Consider the following 17,109-nt stretch of genomic DNA (forward strand, 5'->3'; position numbering starts at 1 on the left):
TGGAAAATGTAAGGTGGATGATGGAATTGGATCCTTGCCCATCCTCCATCTTACATCTTACATCATTCTACTTCACCTCAAACGGTAACTGCTCCCCTTTCAACCCGGCAACAATATTCTGCACGATAATTTTGGCCATAGCTGCCCTCGTTTCTTCAGTGGCCGAGCCAATATGTGGTAAAACCGCAACATTTTCCATGGCTAACAAAGGATTGTTTTTATCCATCGGTTCAGGGTTCGTGACATCCAAACCGGCTCCCCATATCATTTTCTCTTCTAAGGCTCTGATTAAATCATTTTCGTTATGTATACCACCTCTAGCTGTATTGATGAAAATCGAATTGGGTTTCATCTGCTTAAAGACATCAATTGTAAATTTATCCTTGGTTTCAGGCGTTAGCGCCGTATGGATAGATAGCACATCACTTTGAGCCAAAAGCGTTTCGAAGGATACATATTTTGCACCAATTTCCTTTTCAGCTTCTTCGCTATGCGAGCGGTTGTGGTAAATTACGTTCATTTGGTAGGCTGCAGCACATTTTTTGGCCATTTCTAAGCCAATTTTACCCAAGCCAAAAATACCGAGGGTTTTGCCATTTACTTCAATCCCTAGCTCTGGTGAGGGCTCATAGTTTTTCCACTCTCCCTGAATAATTTTTTTATGCGAGAAAAAAGCCTTTCGCGATACAGCCAGCATCAATAAAAAAGCAGTATCGGCAGTTGCACTGCTCAAAACGCCAGGTGTATTACCAATGGGAATATTTAATTTTTTAGCGGTGTTTAAATCAACTTGATCAAAACCTACTGAATGTAGCGCAATAACCTTTAAATGCCTGCAGGCATTTAAAAATGCAGCATCCAACTTATTTGGGCCAACGCTAATCAATGCATCCTGGTCTTTACAGGCTTCAATCAGTTCTTCTGCCGTAATCTGCCTGTTTTCTTTCCATTGGGTAATGGTAATATTATTTTCTTCCAGTTGCTTTAAACCAACCGGAGCAATGGTTCCGCTTATAAATACTTTCATATTCATTTAACAGTTAAATCTGATCGTGAGTTTTGATTAATGCTTACTTCACCGTAGTTGTAAGTACCTGATAAGTATTTGCACTGAAATAACCCAGGGCATTATTGCTAATGTTTGATGTGGGATTAGCTGGTGTGGTACCCTGGTTAGGTCCGCGGTCTGACTGTTGGCCTAATGCATACCAATAATTAAAAATATTACCATCAATACATTCCATTTCAATCCTAACCTTATCATTTGTGTTCAACTCATCACTATCATGATCATTGTTGGGTTTAAAAAAGAGCTGAATCCGCAAATCGTTGCCATTGGTTAATCTGTCGTTGTACGCATAATAGCGTCGCGACAATACATCATTTACATAAAGGTTAAAATGGTAAAAATTGGCCTCATTAACCGGATCTTTTAAAAAAGCTGCCGCTGTTTTGCGCTCTCGGCCGAAAAAATTGTTATTAATAATCCCGATAGAATCCAGTTTAACCATGTTAGGCATTTTAGAGGTTGCAGTATAGTTCTGACCTTCAACAGTTGCACTTAAATTGTAGGTAACACCAGGCTCACCTTTCATGCGATTAATGTATGTTCCCGGCTTATTTCCCTCTTTAAATATAAATGTATTGCCTTTGTTATCCGTTACGGTAACCGTAGCACCTGAAATTGCTGGAAAAACATTTTCTTCCGTATAGCCTATCGTTTTGCTGATTTTAATTTGCTGATTGATCAATTGGTTATTAATGATACCCTCAATAACCACCTGTGGATCGGCATTTTCAGTATCAATAGAAATAATTTTCTTACATGAAGAAAGGCACAAAGTAAATAAAGCGAAATATAATGTTAGTATTTTCATGACATTAAAATTTAAAATCCCAGGTAACAGAAGGAATAAGCCCGAAAAGTGAAGTTTGCTGTGCGGCCGTTTTATTAGGGTTTTGTGGGTCGGTAATGAACTCAATTGAGTAAGGATTTTTTCTGGCCAGCACATTGTAAATACCAAAATTCCAGCTCGATTGGTATTTACCCTTTTTCTTGCCTATTAACGTTGCACTTACATCTAAACGCATGTTGTAAGGCATACGGCCAGCATTACGCTCGGTATAATAGTAGGCTGGTTGCCCGCCAACGGTATATTTTCCTGCCGGAAAGGTAACTGCATTACCCGTACTGTAAATAAAACTTGATGAAAACGTCCACCTTGTGGTCATGTTGTAAATGCCAACCAATGAAATATCATGCGTACGGTCTTGCCTGGCCGGAAAATATTTACCATTATTCAACTCAGTAAATTTACGTTCAGTACGCGATAAGGTGTATCCGATCCAGCCGTTCAGCTTGCCAAATTTCTTTTTAAAAAACAGCTCCATCCCATAAGCGCGACCTATGCCATAAATCAATTCCGATTCTACATTCGAATTGGCCAGCAACTGGGCAGCATTTTTATAATCAATCTGGTTTTGCAGCCACTTATAGTAAATTTCAGCAGAGAGTTCGTAGGTATTCTCTTTAATATTTTTAAAATAACCCAGCGCCACCTGATCGGCAATTTCGGGTTTGATGTTATTGCTGCTCAGCACATACTGATCAGTTGGCGAACTGGAGGTGGCATTGGTTAAAATGTGAACATTCTGCGTGTTGCGGTTGTATGATGCCTTAATCGAGTTTTGTTCATTAAGCAGGTAACTTACCGAAAAACGGGGTTCGAGGTTGAAATAATTTTTATAGAATTTGCCTTTGGCTACATTTTCTGTGGAAGTAATTTCGCCCGCGGCATTGTAGGTGTTAAAATTACCAGGCCCCATTAAAGAGAAAGCAGCCAGTCGTACGCCATATAAAAAGTTAAGGTGCTCGTTTACATTCCATTCATCAGCAATATAAGCAGCAGATTCTATTCCATACCTACGCTCTTGCGAAAGCGAATTCACCTGCGAAGAAGCATCGCTATCGATATCAATCGGCGAAATGCGGTGCTGGGTGGCATTTAGCCCGAACCTAAGGATATGTTTGTTGCTGAAATACTGAAAATCTTCTTTAAAATTGAAATCACGAACCAGTGAGGTAGCCTTGAAATTAGTCGCATCGTTTAGCAAGCGAACGGTATAATTGTAATTGTTGTAAATTAATGAGGTATTTGAAAATAAGCGATCGTTAAAAATATGGTTTAAACGGATCGTGGTGGTTACATTGCCCCAGTTATTCTCAAACAAATCTTTAACCCCGATATTATCCTTACCAAAATAACCCGAGATATAAATGGTATTTTTATCGTTGATTTTATAATTCGCCTTGGCATTGATATCATAAAAATTTAAGGTGCTACCATTAACAGACGAATCTGGCGATGCTCTTAAAAACAGATCAATATAAGTACGACGAAAACTTACCATAAACGAGCCACGGTCTTTTACAATAGGTCCTTCCGCTTTTAAACGCGAAGCAATTAAACCGACACCGCCCTGAAACTTAAATTCTTTATTGTTTCCATCATCCATTTTAACATCTAAAACAGATGATAAACGGCCGCCATACTGCGCTGGCATGCCACCTTTATACAAACTTACATCCTTAATCGCGTCGGCATTAAACGTGGAGAAAAAGCCCAGCAAGTGTGAAGAATTATACACCACAGCCTCATCTAAAATGATAAGGTTCTGATCGGCGGCACCACCACGAACATAAAAACCGGTGTTTCCTTCGCCACCTGATTTTACACCTGGCAAGAGTTGGATCGTTTTTAAAACATCCTTTTCGCCTAACAATACGGGAATGGAATTAAGCGTCTTCATATCAATCCTTTCCAAACCCATTTGCGCACTCTTCACATTTTCATTTTTACGGTTATTGGCGCTTACCTTTACTTCGTCCAGATCATTTGCACTTCTTAATTCCTCATTTAACTTGATATCTTTTGTTAAGTTGATGGTTTTAACAATGGGTGTATAACCAGTATAACTTACCGCGACAGTGTAAGTTCCTTCGGCCTGTGTTAAAGCAAAGTATCCATAATTATTGGTTAAAGTTGCTGCATTGGAAGTACCGGAAATTCGCACCGTTGCACCAATTAAGGTTTCGCCGGTACCTGCATCGCGGATGGTACCACTAAGGGTAAATTTCTTTTGAGCAAAAACAGAGGTAGTGAAAAAAAGGAAAAAAAATAAAGTTAAGTAGTATTTTATGGACATATCGGCTACTATCTGATTTTTAGGTAGAAACCAAATGTACGAAATTCAACCCCTATTATTAGATAATGGAGGATTTCTTAATGAAAGCTTGGTTCTTATTTATTAATATCAGGATAAACAGCAATACGGTGTGAACGTAAAAGGTACGGGCTCAGATGAGCCTGACCTGCCTGTTGAAAGGTAATTAATTTGGAAGATTCTTTAGGCATATGACAATCGATACAATTTGTGCTGAGCGATCCCTTTGCCAAAGTAACTTCACTATGCCTGATACTTTGGTGACAGCTGATACAACGTTGCGAGTAAATCTTTAAATTACCTTTAATATTTTCATGTGTATTGTGGCAAGATTGGCAAGTCATATTTTGGCTTTTCCGATAACAATTGCTTCCCATTAACATGCTGGTCTGGTTGCCATGTACATCTGGATTGCCACCACCAAAACCCACAAAATCCTGTGCGTAGTAGTCATCTAAATTGTCACCGGGGGTAAAACCAAAAACCGATTTTTGGGCAACCAAGGCATTTCCGGAGTGGCACACTCCGCAGGCATCCATCTTTTGTTTACGGCTTAATGTTTTATAAATGGTGATGAATTTGGCGGTTTTCTGTGCTGGATTTTCGAGATGAAAAACCGCATGTTGTCTGCCAGGTCCATGGCAACGTTCACAATCGATACCATAAAGCAAGGCGCCACGCTCCATGTCCTCATCAGTGGTAATGCCTGAAGTTTGGGTTACTTTTTTATCTACATAAGAAGCATGGCATTCTAAGCAACGGCTACCAATGGGACGGTCGTAATAAAAGGTTTGATTGGTAAAACCCGGACTAATGGCCCAGTTACGGATTTCAGAGAAGTAGGAAAGTGGCAACTCATATAGCTTCTTACCCTTCCAATAAGCATAGGTATAAGCTTTTTCGCCCGAACCAAATACCATATCAAACTTTTCGGCACGTACCTCTTTTCCATCTACATATGCGACCTGGAAAACACCGCCAGTTCTTTTCTCAATAACTACCTTTTGATGCGCATCAAAGTTAAAGACATTAGAATCGGGGGAAAAAACCTTTAACAGTTCCCGATCGTACACAGGTTTAGAAGTTAAACCATGTGCGTTATGCGCAAAAGATTGCTTAATCTGCTGATGGCACTTTACGCAGGTGGCAGCACCGGTGTAAGCTTCACCCCTAATGTCTTTTGGTAATGCGTCGGCTGCATTCATGCATCTTGAAAGGATAATGATAACGATTGTTATCGCTCCTAAAATAACCAGGATCCGCTTTATACCTTTCAAAATAATTTTTGCCTTATTTTATAAATTGAATATAGCTAAAATTATAACCACCATTGGCAGCCACCAGCCTGATTTTTTGCCATCCGCTATTTAAAGGAACATTTTTGATTTCGAAAGTGGCAAACTTTTTCATATTGCCAGTATTGGGAACTGCTACTTCGCTGGCAATGGTTTTACCATCAATTAAAATGGTAATCCGCCCGCTTGCCTGATCGGCTGCTGCATTTATTTTTAAAGTGTAGTTGCCTTTTTGTGATACCTTAACGGTGTATTGCAACCACTCTCCTTGTTCGATATGGTTTACATAATATTTTTCGTACTGAAGTGAATCTTTCGCAATATCAACACCATCATTGCGGTAAATACCTCCGCGGTTTCCAGCCGTCTGTTTGTTCGTTACCGTATGGTAATCAGCCGTATCATGATCGAAATAGGCAAATCCGTTTTTTCCCAAATCATAATCAACCGCGTAAATAATGCCTTTGTTCTGAACTAAATTGGCCTTAAAAGGCTTGGTTTCATTGCTAAAGGGCTGGCGGATCATCGCATCAATTACATCGCGGTGAATGATGGTATTTTCCAGCCTCGAATAAATGGCCAGCTCCATCAGGCCGCTATATACGTTGCTATCTTTAGGTTTATTGCCGCCGTTGTTCAGGTATTTAACCAGTGCATCGTAATTGGGGTTTGATTTAATTTGCATGGGGTTATTGACGCCCATTTTCTTTAAAGGCCACCACGACCAGCCGATGTTATTTTTTTCCAAAAGGTGGATGGCATCAGTAAACCAGACATTCGAGTTTTCGCCGGTTTCACCCAGCCAAACCGGTACGTTCTGCTCATCACGGGCTTTAATGATGTGTGCTATCGAAGCCTGATCGTTGTAATTCCAGTATTTATGAAAACTTAAGGCCATATTGTTATCCCAAAGCGGAAAAATACCATTGTAGTTGTTGCCCCAGCCATTACCTTCAATAATAATGAGGTGCTGCTGATCTACCTCGCGGATGGCCTTCGTAATATCCACCATCAGTTTTCTTAAGGGAGCATTTACTTTTTCTTTAGTACCGTTTTTATCTTCTTCTGGATTACTAAAGCCATAATTGGGTTCGTTTATAATATCGTAAGCGCCAATGTAGGGTTCATTTTTATAACGTTCGGCTAGTTTTCGCCATAGGGCCATGGTTTTCTCCTGGTTAGCCTCACTATCCCATAGGTAGGGTTTCGATGGATCGCGGTCGGCAATGTTTAAATCGTTTCCCTGACCGCCAGGTGCGGCATGTAAATCTAAAATAAGGTACATTTTGTTGGCTTTACACCAATTGAGCAAGCTATCGGTTAAGGCGAAACCTTTTTCAAGCCAGGTATTTTTACCAGCTACAGGTTCCTGATCAACCGGCAGGGTATAAAGATTATAATGCATGGGCAATCGGATAGAATTAAAACCCCAGCGTTTCATCGAATCAACATCAATTTTACGCATGTGGTTAGCCAGCCATGCATCATAAAACTCCTGTGTTTGCTTTGGCCCCATCAGGTCTGCAATCCTTTCGCGGATGCGGTATTGTTGTGCCTCTTTATTAATCTTTAGCATGTAGCCTTCCTGCAACATCCAGCCGCCTAAACCAATGCCGCGCAACAATACGTTTTGGCCCTGTCCATCAATAATTTTTGTGCCCGATGCTTTTAAAAACCCCTGACCAAAACCGGCTAACGAAATGCTACTGAACAAAAAAACAGACAAAAGTGATTTTTTTAAAAACATAGTTAAATGAATTGAATTTACCAGATATAAGTAGCTACTGAACCCTTATCGAGCGCCGCAGTATAGGTTTTGTCTTTAAGGCTAATCTTAAATGCAGCAGCTGTTTTGCCCGTATTGGCCACGATAAGTACATATTTCCCATCGGGGGTTTTAAATGCTACATTGGCCAAACCATCCGGCTCGTAAGAAGCGATTCTTACGGATCCCGGCCTAACAAACTTTGAGGCATGGGCAATGGAGAAGTAGGCCAGATTACGGTTATAATGATCGCCATTTATGGTAACCGCTCCCTGGCACATCGAACAACCTCCCCTATCGGTATAAGGTTTATTTTCCCAATCTGCAGCAAGGTTCCATTCCAACACATTTTTTGCCCAGTTACGAGTGGCGCCGATAATTAAACGTGTTACCGGATTGATGATATTAATGGTTGTGGCATCAGGCTCTTCTACCACCATTTGTTCAGAAAAATAGATATTTTTATCTGGATGAGCATTGTGCACATCAGTCAGCGCTTCAATCTTTCCGCCGTAAAGGTGAAATGCAGAACCTTCGATATATTTTTTGGCTTCGGGATCATCTAAAATGCTGATCGGATAATCGGGACGATCGGCATTGTGATCGTAAATAATAATTTTGGTCCTGATATTGGCTTTTACAAAAGCAGGGCCTAAAAACTGCTTTACAAAAAGCGCCTGATCAGGTGCAGCCATAAATAAACTGGGGTTATTACCAGGATGCAAAGGTTCGTTTTGCACCGTGATGGCATCGATAGGTATCCCCTCCTTTCTCATTTCCTGCACATAACGCACAAAATATTTGGCATAAGCTGCATAGTATACTGGTTTAAGCATCCCGCCCCGGGCATCATATGTTGTCTTCATCCATAAGGGAGGAGACCATGGCGAACCCATTATTTTAATTTTAGGATTAATGGCCAGGATCTCCTTCATTACCGAAATAACATCTGCTTTATCAGGACCTAAATCAAATTTAGCCTGTTCCAAATCAGTTTCCCCTTCCGGAAGGTCATTGTAAGAAAATACTTTTTCGTTTAAATCAGATGCACCAATGCTTAACCTGATGTAACTTACACCAATATGATTGCCATTGGTTGCAAAAAGTTCTTTAAGCAAAGTAGCCCTTGCCGGCGCCGACATTTTTACAATATGCTGCGCGCTACCCCCGGTTAAAGCGTAGCCAAAACCATCTATACTTTGAAAAGTTTTTTTATCATTGATTACAATTACAGGTTGTTTATTCTTAGCTGCAGACAATTTTAAACCTGTTGCCTGGCGTGTAAATAAAGCAGTACGATCGGCTTTGGTTAACCATACCTGTGGTTGGTTTTGTGCCATAACCGAAAAAGTAAAAGCACAACCCATTAAGAGTCCAACGGACTTGGTAAATAGCATATAAGAAAAATAAGCAGATAAAAAACAGGAAGAAAGACTTCGCTCTCTCCCTGTAACAATTAAACTTTAAGGATATATAGACTCTAGTTTATTTATTTAGTGCCACCCCACTCTTTACTTTGTACAATTTTGGTGTTGTTTAACTCCGCTTGCGGGATAGGCAAGGTTTCATTTTTATTTGCCTGAAATCCTTTAAAGGCCAGTTTAGTAGGCGCCAGTCCCCATCTCACTAAATCAAACCATCTTTGGCCTTCCGCTACCAGTTCCAGACGTCTTTCTTTCATGATATTATCCATAGTTACCGCCACAGGATTTAAGCCTACGCGGGCTCTTACAGCATTCAAGAAAATATATGCTCTGGAACCTGCACCAACCGCAGCACCGCTTCTCAACAAAGCTTCGGCTTCCATTAAATAGGTATCAGCTAAACGGATTTCGTACATATTCTGCCCAAAGTTTAGTTCCAACTGGCCAACGGCAGCTTTGGTAGAAACTCTGCCAGCATATTTTTCAACAAAGTATCCGGTATTATCATTAGCATGTTTATAGGTTACAATACCTGCTTTCTCCAAACTATCTAAATTGGCAACAGTAGGTTTGTTACGCGGATCGTAATGGATTAAATCAAACAGTTCCTTGGTTATTGGCATCACACTCCAGCCCGAAACATAGTCTGGTGCTTGCGAAGCAATTACAGGTACATAGTTACGAGGCCCTACCAGGATGCCCATCACATTACCTTCACGGCTGCCAACGTTACCCCAACCCATGTTAGACGTAGTATTATAACTAAGTTCGAGGATAGACTCTGAATTGAATTTATTTTTCCAGTTCCATAAATCGGCAAATTTTGGCAATAATTTATAGCCATAGGTACTTGCACCAGGTGCTGTACCATTAACCTCGGCAAACTCTGCTGCTGCCAGTGCCCATTTTTCCTGCCATAAATAAACCTTACCTAAAACCGCATGTGCTGCACCTTGGTTTAAACGTCCTGCATCTGCTGTAGGGATGGTTACCGGAAGAGCGGATAATGACTCTTTTAAATCTTGTTCTATCTGTTTGTATACATCTGCCGGCGCAACTTGCGTAACATCGAACATAGCAGAAGGCTCTATCGGCGCCAGGATTAGCGGTATATTTTTGAAAATACGTACCAAATCAAAGTAAAATATAGCCCTTAATGCTTTAGCTTCAGCAATATACCTTGCCTTGGTTGAGGCATCCATGTTAATGCCTTCTATTTTTTTCAATAGCACATTTGCACGATAAACACCGGTAAAGCCTTTACTCCACAAATAACTTGGGGCACCAGATAAAGAGTTCACTGTATAATTATTCATGGCCTGCATATCTCCCAAATCTGATGGAGAATCGGCACCAGCATAGTGATCATCTGATGCGGAGCTGAATAAATTAAGTTTAGTGAGGTAACCGCTCGATTGATTACCCAATTGATCGTAAACCGCTACCAAACCCGTAAATGCCTGTTGCTGATTTTGATAATAATTTGTCTCCAATATACGCTCTCGTGGATTTACCTCAAGCTGTTTTTGACAAGAAACGATAAGCTGAGAAGCGGTTAAAAGGGCTGCAATAGCTAAAATATTCTTTTTCATTTTTAATTTTTCTTAGAATCCAACATTTAAACCCACCATAAACGAACGTGCCTGCGGATAAACGCCACGATCTACACCCAATACCGTTCCGCCGATCTCAGGGTCATAACCTGTATATTTTGTAATGGTCCACAGGTTTTCACTCATCAGATACACCCTAACTTTTTGTGCACCGATTTTTTTAATTAAGTCATTTGGAAGATTGTAACCTACCTGAAGGGTTTTTAAACGGAAGTAATCACCTTTTTCTAAATAGTTTTTAGAGAATTTAGTATAGTTTCCATTAAGATCTTTATCTGCAACACGAGGAATATCAGTCGAAGTGTTGGTTGGTGTCCATCTATCCAGAATGGATTGTTGCCAGTTTCCGTAAGTTACATCTAAACGTCTTAATCCCTGGAAAATCATGTTTCCGCCTACGCCGTTTCCGAAAGCAACAAAATCAAAGTTTTTATAAGCCAGGTTAATGGTTATACCATAAGTATATTTCGGAAGCGGACTACCTAAATAAGTACGATCGCTACCATTTATCGTTTCATTTCCATCAAGATTAGCAAATTTAATATCCCCTGGTTTTGCATTTGGTTGCAATATGGTACCAGCTGGTCCTCTGTAAGCGTTAATCTCTGCTTGCGACTGGAAAATGCCCAGCGCTTCATACCCATAAAACTCATTAAATGCGCGTCCAAGTCCGGTACGGGTAAAGTTGCCCATTCCTTGAAAGCTTTGTGCATTATCTTCAATAAATTCTCTTCCAGGCAATAATTTGGTTACCTTATTTTTCAAGGTAGAGATATTGGCATTAATACCTAAATTAAGCTCTCCAATTTTTTTCCGATAACCTAATTCGAATTCTATACCGGTATTCTGCATATCGCCAACATTTTCTGCGGCTCCCCCTGCTGCACCCAAATAAAGTGGAATAGAAGGCGTTTGCAATACACCAATGGTTTTCTTTTTGAAGTAAGAAGCGCTCAAACTAAAATCGTTAAACAAAGTGGCATCTAAACCGATATCTGTCTGGTGGGTTTCTTCCCATTTCAGATTAGGGTTTGATAATGCAGCCGGACTCCATCCAATGGTACTTACATCAGTGGTACCAAATGTATAGTTACGCCCACTATTTACTAATGATATGTAACTGAAATCGCCAATGGCATCATTTCCTGTAATACCATAACTTCCGCGTAATTTTAAGAAGTTAACCACCTTGTTTTCTTTCCAAAAGGCCTCTTTTGAAGGCACCCAGCCCACCGATGCTGAAGGGAAATAACCGAAGCGGTTGTTGGTACCGAAACGTGAAGAACCATCACGACGGATAATACCCGTAAATAGATATTTCTCGTCATAATCATAAGTTACACGGGTAAATAAAGAGTTAACCACATGCAAGGTAGCATCGCTACCATCACCCTGGATATCGGCAGTTGCCGGCTTATAATTTAAGTTGGCCTGATAAAAATCCTGAGCAATGATGTTATTAAACCTGACATTTAAACCACGGTTATTGTTATCCATGTAATACCCCTGACCCAAAATAGCATAAGCATGGTGTTTACCGAAACTTTTAGAATAGCTAATGGTATTCTCCCAGTTATAATTTAAGGTCATGTTCATCTCGCGATAGAAATTCGCCTTACTGTTGGTATTGGAAGGACTTAACCAAAATAAAGGGGTATAAGATTCAGAACCATAAAAAGCAATTTTAGTTCCTAATGATGACCTGAATTTTAAATTTTCAATAGGCTCAATTTCTAAGAAAGCATTACCAACAATGTTATGGTCCCAACCATAGTTACCTAATCTCGTTTGATTGTACGCCAAAGGATTACTCATTTCCTGACCAACTGGACCCGAAATACCATAAGGAAATCCCGTTGCCGGGTCTCTTATGATATTGGCTATGGTATAAGGAGATTTGCTAATCAGGCTCGGATCGGTTTGAATAACCGGCGTAATTGGATCTAAATGAATGGCTGAACTTAAAGGCCCCCCGAACTCGCTATTGGTATTACCCAATGATTTATTAACCGAATGACTGTAACCTAGATTCTCGCCAAAGCTGATCCACTTGGCAGGCTTAAATGTAGAATTCAGACGGATGTTTGCCCGGTTAAAATTAGAGATAGGTGTTGATACAATACCTTCCTGATCGATGTAACCGAAGGAAGTATAAAAGGTTGATTTATTGGTTCCGCCTGAAACGCTAAACTCATGGGTCTGTCTGCGGGCATCGTTATTAAAAACAACCGATTGCCAATCAGTACCCTCACCATAAGCAGATGGATTTGCATATGGAAGTGTAAAGGTACCGTCGGTTGCTGCGTTGTAACTGTTTGCATAGGCTTCATTCCTGATGGTAGCATATTCGGTAGCATTTAACAGTTTTAACTTTTTAGCAGGCGCTTGAGTACCGTAAAATCCATTGTAATTTATAGATAACCTACCTTCTCTACCTTCCTTGGTAGACACAATAATTACACCGTTGGCTGCTCTGGCACCATAAATGGCTTGCGAGGCGGCATCTTTTAAAACTTCAATAGATTCTATATCTGATTGGTTTAAATAGCCAATACCGCCATTATCTACAATTACACCATCTACAACCCAAAGCGGATCATTATTGCCAGAAGATGCGAAAGAGGTAAAACCCCTTACCCTTACTGTTGAGGCAGAACCAGGCTGTCCATTACCACTGGCAATGGTTAAACCAGATGTTCTTCCTTGCAAGGCTTGCTCTACTCTGTTAATTGGCATCGATTCCAAGTCTTTCGCTTTTACGCTGGAGATAGATCCGGTTACGAGTGCTTTTTTCTGTGTACCGTAACCCACAACTACTACCTCTGTTAAATCTTTTGAATTGGCAGATAGCAATACGTTAATACGGCCACCAGCTGGAACTGTTACCGTTTGTGTAGTCATACCAATTAAACTGATGTTTAATTTTCCACCTACTGGTGCCTGAATACTGAAAACACCATTGGCATCTGTAGATGCGGCTTTTGTTGTACCCTCCAGACGAACGGTTACACCTGGTAAAGGACTACCGTTTTGTTCCGTTACTTTTCCTGTAACGGGAATGTCTTGTGCCAATAAGGCCAACGGGAATGCGAGGATACAGTAAATGAAGAATACGAATGTAAATCTTCTTCTCATAGAAATTACTTTTAAGTTAATGAATTTGGTTAGCTCATGATACAGTCTTACTGGTTGCTGTTTCATGAATCAAATCTATACACGTGTTGCGCAATAGCAGAATTCAATACTACTACACCAACCATACAGCAGCCTTAAAAAAGACTAAATAAAGGAAAGAATAGGCCTACATAAGCCCTACAGGATAATCATAAAATTCTGTATTACAGATGTTTAAACATTTATATCGAAAATAAATGCTTTTGTAACAAAAATATACGTTTAAGGCGTTTTTTGTCGTGCTATTTCAATCAGAAATTCATACAAGTTGGTTTCTGGTTTTAGCTGGAGTTTTTTTCGAAGGCGATAACGACCTACCTCAATTGCTTTAATCGTTACGTTCATCAGCTGGGCCATTTCTTTTGAAGAAAGGTTCATTGAGAGGTAGGCGCAAAACTTTAGATCATTCTGGCTGAGGTCTGGATAGAGAGCCTTTAGCCGGGTAAAGAATTCGGTGTTCACGTGGTTAAAGTGTACACTCATGTGATCCAGCTCCTGGTCTTTCTTTTCTACATCTTTAATCAGCCTGATCAGGTGCCTGAAACTCGGCGAACTTTCGTTGAGGTCGTGGTTTTTAATTACCGCAGATATCACTTCCTTAATTTTGGCCAAAACCTTTCCACGTTGTACGAGGTGCATGGTCATGGTAGAAAGTTCTTTGTTTTTATAATTTACGTCGGCTTCTAGCTTTTCGTTCTGAAGCCGTACAATTTCCTTTTCATTTCGATCAAGCTCCAACTGGTGCAGATAGCTCATGCGTTCCTGTTCTTTAATGTGTTTCTTTCTTTGCCACCTGATAATTAACCTAAGGGCCATTACAATTAAAATAAGATAAAAAATCCGCATCCAGGTGGTATTGTACCAGGCCGGTAGCACCACAAAAGTATAACTGACCACCTCCGATTCGTTACTGATACCGGTACTCGCCTTAACATTAAACGTATATTTACCAGCGGGCAAATTGGTATAATCTTTTTCGCTTTTAGTGCTCCATGCAGACCATTTGCTATCAAAGCCGGCAAGCTGATAACTGAATTTAATATTTTTATCATGCTCAAAAAGGGTAGAGGCATATTCGAAATGGATCGAATTTAGGCTGTTTACATATTCAGGTATATCACTCAGCTCCTGCTTAGGCACAATGTTTCCCTTATTTACAAAATAGCCCCCAAAAACTACACTATCTTTGTTACCCATCAATTTTACGGTACCCAACACCACGTTTGGCCGGGTAATATTCTGAATGTATTTTTGGTAATTGATATGGTAAGCTCCTTTGTTGGCCCCTATAAATATATTTTTGCTATCGGGTGTGTATATCGATTCGAAACCGCCAACCACTTTTCCATTCAGCTCCGGCAGGTATAAAATACTGAAAGCATTTTTTCCGCTCGGTCTATGAAAATCGATTACACCCACTTTTTTATTAGTTATAAACCAGATATTACCATCATTATCTTCTTTTAAGTATTGAATAGGGATACCGTTAAGGGCAGAGCCGAATAATTTAAAGCGGATAAACTTTTTATTTCCGGCATGATATTCAAAAATCCCACTTGTAGTGGCGATGACAACCCTGTTTTTAATATGAAATACATAATTATAAAGCTTGGTTGGTAAACCATCCCGATCAGAGAATAAGGTGGTGCGCAGCACAGATTTATGATCAGGGTTCAGCTCTATTTTATATACACCGTGATAAGGATGCGAAGCCCAAATCTGATCAGGATTATTATTATCAGCTACTATGAACCTGAGGGTTTCGTTAATACCTGCAATTTTACCACCATTTATAAATCGGCTTCCATCGTAAGTAATTTCCTGCAATCCTGCATAAGTACCCGCTATTACCTCTTTGCTCGGATAAACATTATCTATGGGTTGATACATCCAGGTACCAATTGAACTGTACAGCGGAGTGGCAGTATTTTCTCTCACGAGGAGCGTTCCATCTTCATGCGCCATCAGCAGCTGATTGTTAATTTCGTCCAATCCCCATACCTGCCCTTTACTGTTCTTTACCTCTTCGAAATTAGCGGGCGAATAGCTTAAATCTGGCATGGACGTATTAATTTTGGCATGGTACAAACCGTTAGAGGTACCGATATAAATGGATTTGCCATATTTGCGGAAAGCATAACTGGTAATCTGCTTATTGCGATCAGGAGAAATGCTTTTCACGGCACTGTTGATGGCCACATAAGCAATCCCGTCATCAAGGGCCAGCCACATATTTTTATCCTTATCCAACAGTATACCCCTTACGTTATTGTTCTGCAAACCTTCTTTGTAGTTATATTTCTGTACCAGATCGCCCTTTTTATTCATAATATACACCCCCCCAGAAGTGGTGGCTACCCCATATAAATCTGAGCTGATCTGGGTGGCAAGATAAATCCGTTCGTTTAAAAAAATCTGATTTATCCTACTACTTAAAGGTTTTAGTTGATGGTTAATAAGTAAAAATAATCCTTTTTTTAACATCGAAATCAGTAAAGTATCACCACTGTAAGGCAATACAGCGGTAATACCGGAACGGTTTAAAATACTATCCTTGCAAAATGGTTTCCACATACCACGATCGTAAATCATAAGGCCCGAATCAGACGACTGCGAAAAGATTTTGCCTTTTGCAGTACCCATAAACATCCAGTTGGTATTGGTTTTATAACTTTTAATTACCCCATCCTTATAATGCAGAATAGCATGTATCGACCTGAAAAACACCTCATCCCGAACGACTGAAACACCCCAGATATCGGCCAGTTTCCGCATATTTTCGGGCAATAGGTTTAACAGCGAGGTATATTTTAACACGCCCTGTGCATTAGGATAGAAATAACCAAACTCATCTTGTCCACCTACATAAATACGGTTTTTAGAATCGATCCCTACCGACCGTACCGAAGTGAAATTGGGTAACCTGAACAGGTTCCAGTAGCGGCCATTAAAAGTAAGCAGTCCCTCATTATTACCAAAGTATAAGGTGCCATTTTTATCCTGCTCCACATCCCAGTTCTGAATGCCGCCATTATATTGTTCATTACTGTAGTTTACTACCTGTGGAATACCCAATAGCACCTGTGCATGGGTAGCATAAGTAGTTAAGAAGAATAATATTGCTAGTAAAAGTTTCTTCATTTGGGTTAGTGATGGTTAAAACGCAATAATAAATATATAATTTTAAATCTGGTTAGCCACGCTTTTAATTTCAATCGCTTGCGTACATTTCTATCGCGAGAATAGGTAGTTTGTGCTCAGATATTGACTGTGGTTTATTTATACCAAACAACATCCCGAAAATTTCTAAACATATAAGAAATTTAAGATCATGTAAGCTGATGTGTTGAGGCTTGCGCGCGTTTCTAACGCGTGCATAAATAGCTAAACGATTGCATCGTTTAATGCACACTATTTTTAAAGGCATCTTTGAACATCTAAGCTTTTGCTTTGGTCTTTCAGCTTTAGTCTTCCTATTATTTTGAAGCGCAGTACCTGTAGTGCTTCGGCACGTTTCAGTCCCGCTTTCCCTTCAAGTCCTCGCTGCGCTCCGGGCTTTCCGTTCAATCAGGGCTAGTTTATTGGAGACTGTGGTTTGTTTATTTGTACGGAAC

General features: G+C 40.1%; 9 protein-coding genes. All 9 read right to left on the minus strand.

All coding sequences use genetic code 11. The features are described from left to right. Positions 1-67: 67 nt before the first annotated feature. The 9 genes from PGN18_RS00865 to PGN18_RS00905 all read right to left on the minus strand — a co-directional run bounded on the left by PGN18_RS00865 (position 68) and on the right by PGN18_RS00905 (position 16,636). Positions 68-1,027 (minus strand): 2-hydroxyacid dehydrogenase, encoded by a 960-nt coding sequence (locus PGN18_RS00865; protein ID WP_335317456.1) that lies wholly within the window; start codon positions 1,025-1,027, stop codon positions 68-70. Positions 1,028-1,070: 43 nt separating this feature from the next. Then, positions 1,071-1,877 carry a DUF4249 domain-containing protein gene (locus PGN18_RS00870; protein ID WP_335317457.1) on the minus strand — a complete coding sequence of 269 codons (807 nt, stop codon included), beginning with the start codon at positions 1,875-1,877 and terminating at the stop codon, positions 1,071-1,073. A 4-nt stretch (positions 1,878-1,881) separates the two neighbouring features. Beyond that, on the minus strand, positions 1,882-4,206 hold the full coding sequence (locus PGN18_RS00875; RefSeq protein WP_335317458.1) for a TonB-dependent receptor: 2,325 nt from the start codon (positions 4,204-4,206) through the stop codon (positions 1,882-1,884). Between the two features lie 95 nt (positions 4,207-4,301). After that, a complete protein-coding gene (locus PGN18_RS00880; protein ID WP_335317459.1) occupies positions 4,302-5,429 on the minus strand; it encodes a multiheme c-type cytochrome in 1,128 nt (375 codons plus the stop codon). Positions 5,430-5,514: 85 nt separating this feature from the next. Further along, positions 5,515-7,266: a cellulase family glycosylhydrolase gene (locus PGN18_RS00885; protein ID WP_335317460.1), complete on the minus strand. Its 1,752-nt coding sequence runs from the start codon at positions 7,264-7,266 to the stop codon at positions 5,515-5,517. Between the two features lie 17 nt (positions 7,267-7,283). Further along, entirely contained in the window at positions 7,284-8,624 is a 1,341-nt protein-coding gene (locus PGN18_RS00890) for a glycoside hydrolase family 30 protein (RefSeq protein WP_335317461.1), read from the minus strand. 149 nt (positions 8,625-8,773) lie between these two features. Further along, positions 8,774-10,300, minus strand: coding sequence for a RagB/SusD family nutrient uptake outer membrane protein (locus PGN18_RS00895; protein ID WP_335317462.1), 1,527 nt, complete (start codon positions 10,298-10,300; stop codon positions 8,774-8,776). A gap of 12 nt (positions 10,301-10,312) precedes the next feature. After that, positions 10,313-13,456 carry a SusC/RagA family TonB-linked outer membrane protein gene (locus PGN18_RS00900; RefSeq protein ID WP_335317463.1) on the minus strand — a complete coding sequence of 1,048 codons (3,144 nt, stop codon included), beginning with the start codon at positions 13,454-13,456 and terminating at the stop codon, positions 10,313-10,315. 261 nt (positions 13,457-13,717) lie between these two features. Further along, the gene (locus PGN18_RS00905) at positions 13,718-16,636 is read right to left on the minus strand and encodes a ligand-binding sensor domain-containing protein (protein WP_335317464.1); all 2,919 of its coding nucleotides are present in this window, start codon (positions 16,634-16,636) and stop codon (positions 13,718-13,720) included. Between the last annotated feature and the right edge of the window lie 473 nt (positions 16,637-17,109).

It is taken from the genome of Pedobacter terrae, assembly GCF_036946585.1.
Classification (GTDB): Bacteria; Bacteroidota; Bacteroidia; order Sphingobacteriales; family Sphingobacteriaceae; genus Pedobacter; species Pedobacter terrae_C.

Coding starts and splice junctions, on each gene's coding strand:
- PGN18_RS00865 (WP_335317456.1), bottom strand. CDS start 1,027: ATGAAAGTATTTATAAGCGGAACCATTGCTCCGGTTGGTTTAAAGCAA.
- PGN18_RS00870 (WP_335317457.1), bottom strand. CDS start 1,877: ATGAAAATACTAACATTATATTTCGCTTTATTTACTTTGTGCCTTTCT.
- PGN18_RS00875 (WP_335317458.1), bottom strand. CDS start 4,206: ATGTCCATAAAATACTACTTAACTTTATTTTTTTTCCTTTTTTTCACT.
- PGN18_RS00880 (WP_335317459.1), bottom strand. CDS start 5,429: ATGAATGCAGCCGACGCATTACCAAAAGACATTAGGGGTGAAGCTTAC.
- PGN18_RS00885 (WP_335317460.1), bottom strand. CDS start 7,266: ATGTTTTTAAAAAAATCACTTTTGTCTGTTTTTTTGTTCAGTAGCATT.
- PGN18_RS00890 (WP_335317461.1), bottom strand. CDS start 8,624: ATGGCACAAAACCAACCACAGGTATGGTTAACCAAAGCCGATCGTACT.
- PGN18_RS00895 (WP_335317462.1), bottom strand. CDS start 10,300: ATGAAAAAGAATATTTTAGCTATTGCAGCCCTTTTAACCGCTTCTCAG.
- PGN18_RS00900 (WP_335317463.1), bottom strand. CDS start 13,456: ATGAGAAGAAGATTTACATTCGTATTCTTCATTTACTGTATCCTCGCA.
- PGN18_RS00905 (WP_335317464.1), bottom strand. CDS start 16,636: ATGAAGAAACTTTTACTAGCAATATTATTCTTCTTAACTACTTATGCT.